The organism is Alteromonas sp. CNT1-28, assembly GCF_022348345.1.
GTDB lineage: Bacteria > Pseudomonadota > Gammaproteobacteria > Enterobacterales > Alteromonadaceae > Alteromonas > Alteromonas macleodii.
Window position 1 is genome coordinate 1 of record NZ_JAKREZ010000062.1, and the last position, 9,377, is coordinate 9,377.

Genomic DNA, 9,377 nt, shown 5'->3' on the forward strand with positions numbered 1-9,377 from the left:
GAAGGCCAGCATCCGACGTAAACAGCGCATTGCGGCTATGGATACTGCGTATCTTGAAAAAGTGATAACTGCTTAAAAAATGATCACGCTCTTACCCTGTTAGATTGATGTGGCTACTCACAATCCTGTGAAAGAAACTTGGTAGATTACGGCCTGTTAAACCAAATATAAACTGCATACAATAAACAACCAAGTTAGTGATATACCGAGTACTATTTTTAACGTTGGTAACTTAGTTTGTGTTAATGAATAAATCGCATATGCAGCAGGAATGACAGCGAGACAGCCTCCAAGTACTAAGCCTTTAAAAAATCCTGCGATTAGCCCCCATTCATCTGCAATAAATGCATAAACCCAAGTGACTCCCCAGGCTACAAAGCAAAATGAAAGCAATAACTTGGCTATTCTGACTTTTACCTTTACATCTTTGCTTTTCATAAATATCCCGTTAGATAGTTTCCAAAGGTAAATAACGACTTAACATTGTGCCTTCCCTAGGGAAGATACAGTCGTGAGACGAACTTGGCTGATTTGTAAGGCCAACATCTATTTTGAAAGCACATGGCTTGTGGTTACCTGAGCCATGTTGCCTATTTCATCAGCTTTACTACGCATTGTATGAAAGGCTCTACTTTTGAACTTAATTCTGGGGGGAGTATTTCGGTACCGTCTGTTAAATCTAGAATGCCTGACACTACTGGTTTGTCAGCTGTCGTATCTATCTTAGCATTTATGGTCATGGAAAAGTTGTAGCCGCTTGGGAGTAGAGATGCGTATTTTTGGACTGAATTTAAGGGAGCTGGGTTACTAAATGATTGAAAGGCTAACAGTGAAGATAGCAAAGTGGCTGAGCCAATAAAAAAAGCTTTTTTGTTCATGGTAATTCCTTTTAACGTATTTTGCTGTCTCAAACTTCGACCTTAACTGATCTACAAAGTTCTGTAGCTAACGTCGCAGCGAACGTGCTCATTGGCTTGTTATATGTGTACAAATTAAAACCTTTCACACCTCACTTTAGTAAAAAAAACTAGCTACAAAGAGGATGATATTTGTTCTAGGCAATTATTTACTTGCCCATCGGTAACAATAAAACCACCCAACAGGCGGGATCAAGAAGTTGAGCAAGACGGCGTAAATGACAACCAACCCGATATTGTCAGCCTTTCCTTTAGCAAATTTGATGGTAAAAAAAATTACAACTAACGCGAGGATGAAGAGTGCTTGCCCCCAAAATGTTGCATTTAGATTCATAACATTCCTTATTGATGAACTTTCTGAAAAGCATATAACGCCCCGCATAATGGGCTATAATACTGAGCGAAGCGAAGGGGCCTACGTGTTTTTGCCCCAACGAGCAGCGCGAGCGCCTTGAGTGGTTATGTTCGTTTTTGATAAAAGCGCTCTGTCAAAAAATGGATTGAGTTGTAAGTCCAGCTAACGCAAATGCCGAAGACTATGAAAATTGGAAGAGAGAAGTTGGAAAGCTTAACGATATTGGCCTGCGAAGCGTCTAACCCTGCAAACTTTAGGATAAAACCAGAAAGTAGGGCCGACAAAATAAATATTACGAGTTTGAAGCTTTTAGAATTATTTGCATCCATATCAATTTTCCTTTTCCATTCGAGAGCACAACACCCAGCCTGCGAGCGGCTTAATGTGATTGTTATGCGCTATTGACTTACAACGCGTAAGTACCATAATTAGGTATATATTGGTACTTGGAGAAATCAGATGGCTAAAAACACCAGCATTACCCTTGGAGACCATTTTGATGGCTTTATTGCTAGTCAAATTCAAACTGGTCGGTATGGTTCAGCAAGTGAGGTGATTCGTTCAGCTCTTCGCTTGCTAGAAACACAGGAAACCAAATTAAACACTCTACGTCAATTACTTGTAGCAGGTGAAGAAAGCGGTGAAGCTGAATACGACCTTGAGCATCTGATATCAGAACTAGACGGTGAATTAAAAGAGTGAAACCGTTTAAATTAACCGTACTAGCAAAATCAGATTTAAAAGATATCGCATTGTTTACGCAACGGAAATGGGGCCGAGAACAGCGTAATGTATATCTTAAACAATTCGACGATTCATTTTGGATGTTGTCTGAAAACCCTGATATTGGTAAAAGCTGCGACGAAATAAGAGATGGATACAGAAAATCTCCTCAAGGTAGCCATGTGATTTTCTACAAACAAACGGGCAGTCAGGAAATTCTGATCATAAGAATCCTTCATAAAAGTATGGATGTAAATCCTGTACGCTTTGGCGCATAACTTTTAAATAAGGGGCGCAGACATGTGGGGCATAATGGCGCAGCCGCCCCGCGTGTATGCGTCCCAGCGAACGAAGTGAGTGAGTTTATTGGCTTGTTAGGCGGCATGCAGATCTATTGGCTGCACGTTATCCAAGTTGATGTTTTGCTTTGCCTGCCAAAGTTCATAATTGTCTTGCATACTAAGCCAACTCTCAGGGCTGCGCCCTAATACCTTAGATAACCTTAATGCCATTTCTGGCGTTACCGCACTTTTTCCCTTAACGACACGATTTAGTGTAGAAGCGGCAACACCAAGATGAGTAGCAAGTGTTCTGCAACTTATGCCGTGTGGCTCCATATAGATGGAATCAATAAATTCACCGGGGTGAGGTGGGTTATGCATATTCATTAGTGATAATCCTCGTAATTTAAGATGTAAGCATTACCATCCGTGAACTCGAAAGTTACTCTCCAGTTACCGTTGACAGATATCGACCAAATATTTGACCTTTCTCCTTTCAGCTGGTGTAAAGAGAAGCCTGGTAAATTAATGTCATCAATATTTTGCGCGGTATGGATAGCAGCTAATTGCATGCGAAGTTTTTTCGCGTGCTTGGTCTGAATGCCTGAAGTTTTCCCTTTTTCGAAAAACAGCTTAAGACCCTTGTGTTTAAATGACTTAATCATGAGAAGAGTGTAGCGCATTGCGCAACGCGGTGCAACTTGACGCCTAACGTTTTGCTAAGCGGCAATAAAATAGCTGGCTAAAATTAGCGAGGAACGAGCAAAAGCCAGCTGTTTTTTGTCCATTTAAGCAACTTGTTAGCAATTTTTACATCGTTCTCTGAAACTCTCTTGCATCCTCGCCAAAAGAGAGCATTTTCAATGCTATGACTTGTTTATCTTTATATGTTGCTTGCAACCGTGCTTCAGTAAACGCTTTAAAAACAATAGTTTCTTTATCAAGTAGCTCTATCTCAAAAGCTGGATCATCTAAATATTGATAAAAAAGTTTGCCATTTTCTTGAAAAACTTTGCGCTTACCATACGTACCTATAATTTGGTCGATGTCATTCTGACTTAGCTGGTATTGATTGGATTTAGCTTTTACAAGCGGATAGACCCATTGATGCAAGCCTAGGTTACTATTTTCATTTTTTATTAAGGTGTTTAGAACCTCGGCATAGGAAACATAAAAAGCATTGTCACTGCTTGTTTCAATATTCGGCTTTACACCTTTTCTTTCCCAGTTGTCATTTGTTCTTGGATCTACAGGTCGTGAAGTTGGCAATGTGAGGATGTAATTGTCATTGACTATTTCAGCACTTCTTCCATGAGCTGCGCCAGCGGTAACCTCTCCAACAATTGTAGCTCTAGCTAGATTTTGCATAGCATAACTGAAACTTTCTGCTGCCGATGCAGAATTACTGCTGGTAAGAATGTAGAGGGGCGTATCTTTAAATCTGGGACCCGGAACATAAGGCGAAGTCCAATCTTGTGTTCGAGTTAACACGCCATTTGCACGACTTTCAAAAGTTGATAAGTGAACAGTATCTAAGTCAAAAAAGTAACTTGCTAACGAAGTTACCATGAATGGACTACCACCAAAGTTGTTTCTTAAGTCAATAATAATACCATCAGAATGTTGTAAAAACTTCATTGCATTCTCAAGTGTTTCACCACCTAAATGACTATCTGAGAACATTCTTATGTCGAGGTAACCAATGTTACCGTCGAGCATTTCAATCTTTTTAAAACCATAGTTATCAGTTGGCGATTCCATAACTCGACTGTCAGCAAACGCTTCAGCTTGGTTAGATGAACGGAATGCTTTCAGCTCACTTACCCAATTCGGGTCGTAAACTACGGAGAGGTGTTTATCATTTGCAATCTTGTTTAATTCCAAGGTCATAAATTCAGCAATATCTTCAGATGACTTTTGACGATTACAACCAGATAAAAATGACTTCGAACGTATTAACTGAGCTAACGTTGTTGCTGTATTTTCAATTACGTAATTATCTTCAAGTTGTTTGGCAATAATTTGTGACACATCTCGACAATCTGCCGCACTGACATAATTGCATAGAACTAGTGAACTAACGATGAGGGATTTAAAAACTTTACTCTTCATATTCTTCCTGAAATTTTAATTATTGTTTTTTAATAACGCTCAACCACGCCAAAAGGAGTTAAAAAAATTCCTATATGCTCAATTAAATTGCTAGCTAAGCTTTGGGGCGCTAGCACGTGGGCTAAAATCCGAACGAAGTGAGTCAGCCCACGTGTTAGCGTCCCAGCGACCGGAGGGGGTGCCAACAGCGTTTTGTTAGGCGTACAAAGATAAGTACGCAGCTTTGCTGCCACCACTAGCCAATTAGGCCACGTGTTTAAATTATTGAATTTAAGATAAAACAACCCTGTGCGAAAAGCCAGATGTTACCGGTGATGCTGGATAAAAGAGCGAGTTTAGAAAGCAGAAGATGCAGAATGTTGGCGTTGCGGTGTTGATGAAAAGCGTGTTGCTAAAGTCGTTGAAACCACCGAAAAAAGTAAGCAGTAAAGACAACCTAGCGAAACAACCTTGATGCTGGAATGTCACGGTTGAACCCACTTTTAAATGCTGTAAGTAAATGACGCCTAACTTTCCAATAACGGGCGCAGACATGTGGGGCATAATGGCGCAGCCGCCCCGCGTAAATGCGTCCGAGCGACCGAAGGGAGTGGTCTTAAGCGCCTTGTTATAAGCAGAGCCAGTTCCTTTGGTCTTTTTACAAACTAATGAAGCCAGCATACGATTGATTGTTAACACAAACAAGCAAAACGACGGTGCAGTAAAGGTTTTGATTTGACAGAAGCTAGCCGCCAGTTGGACTATCGAGTGTAATGGCGCTTGCGAGGTTCAACTAATACCTTGGCGATAAAGCGCCTATTACACCACCTTTGAGTTATGAGCGGCGGATTTAAACCTACCACAAGCCAGAGCGATGCTAATGAAAACAGGTGAGGGCAGTTGCACTGGGATTTTTATAAAGCCAAACGCAGATTAGGCTGACGCCTTATAACACCCACATAAGGGGCAGTAATACGTGGGCTAAAATAGGAGCGAAGCGACAGAGCTCACGTATTACTGTCCCAGCGAAGCGACTTAATGTGATTGTTAGACTTCACCTCATGCGATGTTGTAACTCCGTATCACCAGTGCATTCGATATAAAGTTTTTGAAATTTATCCTTTATATCAGGAAGCTCATCTAACGCATACTCGCAAAACCCTTCAGCATAGTGTTCTCCCTTTGGAGTTTCATGAATGAAGTCAAACACCCCATGTCTAAGATGTTGAAGTTCAGCAACTCCTTTACCATATTCTATGCTCCTGGAATAAAAATCCTCATCTAATTCTGCTATTTCGGTAATCAATTGAGTAAAGACTTGCTCCTTTATTTCAGGAAAAAAAATACCACCGCCACCACCATCTGGGCGAACGTACTCAAATCGTTCAGTTCCTGAAGTAGAACTAATGATTTGATAAAAGGTTTCTGGGGGCATTTCTTTAACTTTTTTAACTATACTCTCGATCTGTTTCCAAACCCAATAATTGAGTTTTATCTCTTCAGCCAATATTGTCTTTAGTGCCTTTATTTTCCGATTTTTCGATGCATTTTTACGGTAGGCTTCCAATACTTCTTTTATGATGAAAAGTGTAATTGCGACAATCGCGCCTATTGACAGTGGATTCATATTATCTGCCATATCAAGATGATTGAACTTTTCAATTGCTAGAAAGAAAAGGCTAAATAGAAAATAAGCAAAAGCTATCGCGGTTATGCCAAAAATAGCACCGAAAATTTCTGGTAATAAAGTCCTAAGAATGTTCAAGACAAGAGATTCCAAACGTGAAGTCTAACGGCCCGCATAACGGGCAAAAATACGTAGGCTATAATACAGAGCGAAGCGAAGGGAGCCTACGTGTTTTTGTCCCAGCGAGCCCGCGAGCGAGTTTATGCGATTGTTAGGTTTCATTGTGATTCAACGAAGAAAGAACTGATTTCAATTGCGGAATTGCAGATTGAACAGGGCCCATACCTTCTAGTGAAACCATTAAAACGCCCTTATTAGTACCGAGACACGCAGCAACTAAATGTCCTACTTCATTTGGCCCTGAATACGCAACTAATTCCCAAGGGGCACTCGTTTGAACATCTAAAGGGGCAAGTTGAGAATATAATTCCATTTTAGGAAGTTGTTCATTGAGGTTTGATAAGTAGCTTTTCATTTCAGCTAATATCTCAGCTCCCTTTTCTACGGATGGCACAATGTAGACTGAAAGAATGATTACCTGTTCTGATTCTTCATTTGCTGCAACAGTTGTAATTTTGTTTGTATTTACAACGGACCATCCATTTCCGAGGGTTAAAGAAAAGCCATTGGATTGGATTTCTTGAGACACAGAACTAAACGCTGTAACTAATAAAATCAGACCGAAAAACATCACTTTCATTTAATCAGTTCCTTTGAAACCTAACGCTAAGCTTTGGGGCGCTAGCACGTGGGCTAAAATCCGAACGAAGTGAGTCAGCCCACGTGTTAGCGTCCCAGCGACCGGAGGGAGTGCCAACACTGGAAGGCGACCAAACCCAAAATGGAGAAGACTCAATGCAATTCTATACTAACTTACATCCTTTTTACTGCGGAATCGATCTTCATGCACGAATGCTTTATGTATGCATCCTAGATGCTCGCGGCGAGATACTGGTTCATAAGAAGATAAAAGATTCTCCTGAGCAGCTCTTAAACCTTCTTGCACCCTACATCGGGAATATTGTGGTGGGCGCAGAATGTATGCATTGCTGGTACTGGCTCAGTGATTTTTGCGAACATCATAATATTGATTTTATTCTCGGCCACGCCCTCTATATGAAGGCGATTCATGGCGGTAAAACCAAGAACGATAAAATTGATGCGTATAAAATTGCCAAGCTTATGCGAGGTGGTAATTTTCCTTTGGCTTACGTTTATCCCAAGGAGAAGCGTGCTATTCGAGATTTATTACGTAGACGAACGAATGCTATGCGCCATAGTGCCGAGTTAAAGGCATTCATAAAGAATGCGTTGTCACAGTACAACCTACCAGTACCTGAAAAATCAGACCTAAGCTACACCACCGGTCGCGATGCAATGCGCGGATATTTCCCCAATCCACAGGTTCAACGCAGTATTGATATGAATCTACGATTAATTGAAGTTTATGACCATGAAGTCAGTAGCATTGAATGTTATGTAGAAAAATTGACTAAACATGACAACGGCCGTGACTACTATTTGTTGCGTTCATTACCTGGCGTTGGGCGAGTATTGGCCCTCACCATTCTTTATGAGATTGGCACTATTAAGCGCTTCGACAGTGTTCAGAAGTTTGCGTCTTATTCTCGGCTAGTTAAATGTAAAGCGGAATCAGCCGGTAAAGCCTACGGTACGCAGGGTAATAAAATTGGTAACGCGCACCTTAAATGGGCGTTCTCTGAAGCCGCAGTGCTGTTTTTGAAGGGTAATCCTCCGGCGCAAGCCTATCTCGCTAAGCTGCAGAAACGAATGAGCAAAGCAAAAGCACTCTCTGCATTGGCACATAAACTAGGTCGCTGCATGTATTTTATGCTAAAGAACCAGACGGTATTCGACAGTGAACGCTTTTTAGCAGGGTAAGTCGCACAGGCGGATGAGCTGAACGCCTAACTGGTCGAATGGCGAGTATTGTGTTCATGATGATTTAGGGAAAAGAACCTGTTCAACATGAACTATACCAGTGTCCACAGCCACTACGCTTTGATTAGACATCCGTCTGTTGCGCATCAATACTCTGTGCTAAATCGCTTGCACCTGAACTGAGCCTGCCCCTAACTGGCGACAGAAATCAGCCACTACGTTTGAATAGTGCCAGCATCAGGTTAACCGATGAATGTCTAGTGCCCCTGTACACGTAAAGGATTGCATAGTAACAGGCAGCGATGAGATCGTATTAAGAGAGCCTCTATATGTGTTTGCCGCAGGTGATGCCTGACGATAACCACGACAGATGAAGCTAGGAGGTTTGGCACAGAGATTTGGACTGACTGCTAAAGCAGCCAGAGAACTACTATTACCTATTGACGGGAGTTGGGCTCATATGTGTTATGTGCTGACGCTCAGGGGTTTACTGAACTTATGCTTGCCCATGACGGCCAGCCTACTTGATTAAACAAGTGCATTATTAGTTGCTGATACATGCCAGCCATTTCCATTGCTCGTTCGATGGTGGGACAAACACAACTAAACTCATAGTCACACTTTACGGTGACCTTGAACCAATCTTCGTTTTTGAATTTCTCAATACTAATATTAAATTCGGTTACTGTAGAGATACGCCACTCTTCGAACTCCTGCCAGTTACCAAACTCAGCAATTGCTCGGAGGATCTCACTCTTCGATGTATTGAGGTGGCCTTTCTCCGCTAAGTCGGCTAAAAAACTTTCTTTAGTTTCAAACACTCAAACTCCTACTGGCACATAACTTTTCAATAACGGGCGCAGGCACGTGGGGCATAATGGCGAAGCCGCCCCACTTGTATGCGTCCCAGCGAACGCAGTGAGCGAGTTAATTGAGTTGTTATGTTTCTAATACTCCTCACCCTCATCCCCTACAAGTCTGGCTCCAAGTAATTTAGCTAACTTTTTCGCTTTCCCTATTTGGGCCTTGTCACTACCTAAAGTAATGCTGCCATTTGAGAATGTGAAATAATATTTTCTGCGTAAAATTGGACTAGTCCAAACGCAACCATTTGGAGTTTGGATTTCAATGGTTTCACCCGTTTCCGGATTCATTGCTTTAGCAACATGCTGCACAGTTAATGACGAATCGCTTTCGCAAATCGCCAACCATTCATTTACAGAAATCTGGTTATCACGCTCAATATGCAAACTGTAAGAAGCCATAATATTCCAGCTTATTAATAATAAAATCCCAACTAAAATTTTACGCATAGTTTTCGAGAAACATAGACACAATGACTCCCTGTGAAATGCTAGCCTCCGCATTTTCGTGGGTTAGCTGAAAGCCAGTGCCATAATTAGTTTGCTTAAGACTAAATC

General features: G+C 41.4%; 13 protein-coding genes. 3 read left to right on the forward strand and 10 right to left on the reverse strand.

Annotation, left to right across the window (positions count from 1 at the left end; all coding sequences use genetic code 11):
* Nucleotides 1-156 precede the first annotated feature (156 nt).
* Both MHN02_RS20850 and MHN02_RS20855 read right to left on the reverse strand, forming a co-directional pair.
* On the reverse strand, nucleotides 157-438 hold the full coding sequence (locus MHN02_RS20850) for a hypothetical protein (RefSeq protein WP_239247886.1): 282 nt from the start codon (nucleotides 436-438) through the stop codon (nucleotides 157-159).
* A gap of 152 nt (nucleotides 439-590) precedes the next feature.
* Entirely contained in the window at nucleotides 591-878 is a 288-nt protein-coding gene (locus tag MHN02_RS20855; protein WP_239247888.1) for a hypothetical protein, read from the reverse strand.
* Between the two features lie 853 nt (nucleotides 879-1,731).
* Between MHN02_RS20855 and MHN02_RS20860 the strand changes: the two genes are divergently transcribed.
* Nucleotides 1,732-1,974, forward strand: coding sequence for a type II toxin-antitoxin system ParD family antitoxin (locus tag MHN02_RS20860; protein ID WP_014978218.1), 243 nt, complete (start codon nucleotides 1,732-1,734; stop codon nucleotides 1,972-1,974).
* Entirely contained in the window at nucleotides 1,971-2,273 is a 303-nt protein-coding gene (locus MHN02_RS20865; protein WP_239247890.1) for a type II toxin-antitoxin system RelE/ParE family toxin, read from the forward strand. Before MHN02_RS20860 ends, MHN02_RS20865 begins: the two co-directional genes overlap by 4 nt.
* A gap of 96 nt (nucleotides 2,274-2,369) precedes the next feature.
* Here the strand turns inward: MHN02_RS20865 and MHN02_RS20870 are convergent, their stop codons facing one another.
* The 6 genes from MHN02_RS20870 to MHN02_RS20895 form a co-directional block, all read right to left on the reverse strand.
* On the reverse strand, nucleotides 2,370-2,663 hold the full coding sequence (locus MHN02_RS20870) for a HigA family addiction module antitoxin (protein ID WP_239247893.1): 294 nt from the start codon (nucleotides 2,661-2,663) through the stop codon (nucleotides 2,370-2,372).
* On the reverse strand, nucleotides 2,663-2,941 hold the full coding sequence (locus tag MHN02_RS20875) for a type II toxin-antitoxin system RelE/ParE family toxin (protein ID WP_071981396.1): 279 nt from the start codon (nucleotides 2,939-2,941) through the stop codon (nucleotides 2,663-2,665). Before MHN02_RS20875 ends, MHN02_RS20870 begins: the two co-directional genes overlap by 1 nt.
* Nucleotides 2,942-3,086: 145 nt before the next feature.
* Nucleotides 3,087-4,388: a S41 family peptidase gene (locus MHN02_RS20880; RefSeq protein ID WP_239247895.1), complete on the reverse strand. Its 1,302-nt coding sequence runs from the start codon at nucleotides 4,386-4,388 to the stop codon at nucleotides 3,087-3,089.
* Nucleotides 4,389-4,658: 270 nt separating this feature from the next.
* A complete protein-coding gene (locus tag MHN02_RS20885; protein ID WP_239247896.1) occupies nucleotides 4,659-5,048 on the reverse strand; it encodes a hypothetical protein in 390 nt (129 codons plus the stop codon).
* Between the two features lie 373 nt (nucleotides 5,049-5,421).
* Nucleotides 5,422-6,132: a hypothetical protein gene (locus MHN02_RS20890; protein WP_239247897.1), complete on the reverse strand. Its 711-nt coding sequence runs from the start codon at nucleotides 6,130-6,132 to the stop codon at nucleotides 5,422-5,424.
* A gap of 133 nt (nucleotides 6,133-6,265) precedes the next feature.
* Nucleotides 6,266-6,754, reverse strand: coding sequence for a hypothetical protein (locus tag MHN02_RS20895; RefSeq protein WP_239247898.1), 489 nt, complete (start codon nucleotides 6,752-6,754; stop codon nucleotides 6,266-6,268).
* A 155-nt stretch (nucleotides 6,755-6,909) separates the two neighbouring features.
* Here MHN02_RS20895 and MHN02_RS20900 point away from each other — a divergent pair, with 155 nt between their 5' ends.
* Complete coding sequence (locus tag MHN02_RS20900) at nucleotides 6,910-7,956, forward strand: IS110 family transposase (protein WP_187448091.1); 1,047 nt, start codon at nucleotides 6,910-6,912, stop codon at nucleotides 7,954-7,956.
* Between the two features lie 479 nt (nucleotides 7,957-8,435).
* Here MHN02_RS20900 and MHN02_RS20905 read toward each other — a convergent pair whose 3' ends face one another.
* Together MHN02_RS20905 and MHN02_RS20910 are read right to left on the reverse strand one after the other, a co-directional pair.
* Entirely contained in the window at nucleotides 8,436-8,777 is a 342-nt protein-coding gene (locus MHN02_RS20905; protein WP_101564786.1) for a hypothetical protein, read from the reverse strand.
* A gap of 126 nt (nucleotides 8,778-8,903) precedes the next feature.
* Nucleotides 8,904-9,269, reverse strand: a complete 366-nt coding sequence (locus MHN02_RS20910) for a hypothetical protein (RefSeq protein ID WP_061439370.1) — start codon at nucleotides 9,267-9,269, stop codon at nucleotides 8,904-8,906.
* Nucleotides 9,270-9,377: the final 108 nt, after the last annotated feature.

Excerpts from the sequence above, each read along its gene's own strand:
- MHN02_RS20885 (WP_239247896.1), bottom strand. The coding sequence starts at position 5,048 with ATGCTGGCTTCATTAGTTTGTAAAAAGACCAAAGGAACTGGCTCTGCT.
- MHN02_RS20895 (WP_239247898.1), bottom strand. The coding sequence starts at position 6,754 with ATGAAAGTGATGTTTTTCGGTCTGATTTTATTAGTTACAGCGTTTAGT.
- MHN02_RS20850 (WP_239247886.1), bottom strand. The coding sequence starts at position 438 with ATGAAAAGCAAAGATGTAAAGGTAAAAGTCAGAATAGCCAAGTTATTG.
- MHN02_RS20855 (WP_239247888.1), bottom strand. The coding sequence starts at position 878 with ATGAACAAAAAAGCTTTTTTTATTGGCTCAGCCACTTTGCTATCTTCA.
- MHN02_RS20900 (WP_187448091.1), top strand. The coding sequence starts at position 6,910 with ATGCAATTCTATACTAACTTACATCCTTTTTACTGCGGAATCGATCTT.
- MHN02_RS20880 (WP_239247895.1), bottom strand. The coding sequence starts at position 4,388 with ATGAAGAGTAAAGTTTTTAAATCCCTCATCGTTAGTTCACTAGTTCTA.
- MHN02_RS20870 (WP_239247893.1), bottom strand. The coding sequence starts at position 2,663 with ATGAATATGCATAACCCACCTCACCCCGGTGAATTTATTGATTCCATC.
- MHN02_RS20875 (WP_071981396.1), bottom strand. The coding sequence starts at position 2,941 with ATGATTAAGTCATTTAAACACAAGGGTCTTAAGCTGTTTTTCGAAAAA.
- MHN02_RS20860 (WP_014978218.1), top strand. The coding sequence starts at position 1,732 with ATGGCTAAAAACACCAGCATTACCCTTGGAGACCATTTTGATGGCTTT.
- MHN02_RS20910 (WP_061439370.1), bottom strand. The coding sequence starts at position 9,269 with ATGCGTAAAATTTTAGTTGGGATTTTATTATTAATAAGCTGGAATATT.